Origin of the sequence: Corynebacterium sp. HMSC055A01 (assembly GCF_001809405.1) — a bacterium.
GTDB classification, from domain to species: Bacteria; Actinomycetota; Actinomycetes; order Mycobacteriales; family Mycobacteriaceae; genus Corynebacterium; species Corynebacterium hesseae.
The window spans coordinates 1-615 of record NZ_KV797566.1; the positions used below are offsets into that span (position 1 = coordinate 1).

1 pseudogene is annotated in these 615 nt (G+C 57.2%); it reads right to left on the minus strand.

Annotation, left to right across the window (positions count from 1 at the left end):
• Positions 1 to 333 precede the first annotated feature (333 nt).
• Positions 334 to 615: pseudogene (locus HMPREF2604_RS14055) on the minus strand (hypothetical protein); the annotation flags it as partial.

Here is a 615-nt window from a genome sequence, read left to right on the forward strand (position 1 = left end):
TGAGGTAGGAACTAAACCCAGGACGCTTCAATAGTCCGGTGTTTTCGACCTACTCATCGCCTAGAACCGCCACAGGAATACTGCGCTTATTGCGAGAAGCCATCTGGTCAACACCGCTGTGTTCATTGTGCCATCCCGACGGGAGGGTAAACGCCATCACGGACAGCTCTGAGCTGCGCACTCACGCTGCTATAAACAGCGAGCTTTGACCCAATACTGCGCTTGCCTACCCTTCAATCGCTCATGCAAACAGCCCCACTGCGGATGCAATGGGGCTGTTCTGTAGTGCTCTGCCTGAGATTTCTCTGCTCAGGCTGGAACTACGAGTTGGTCTTAGCGGTTAGCGCGCCACGGAATGCCTTCCTTGGGCAGGTAGCCCAGCAGGTAGAGGTAATCAATAGCGCCGAAGATGGAAACGATTAGACCGCCACCGAGAATCGCTCCAAGGAATGAGTAACCAACAGCGGAGGACATATCAGCGTCTTCGCCATCTTTACCATCTTTGCCGTCGACGCCATCGCGGCCGTCCTCACCGTCGCGACCATCGCGGCCATCCTTGCCGTCAAGCCCATCGCGGCCGTCGCGACCGTCACGGCCATCCTTGCCGTCGGCGCC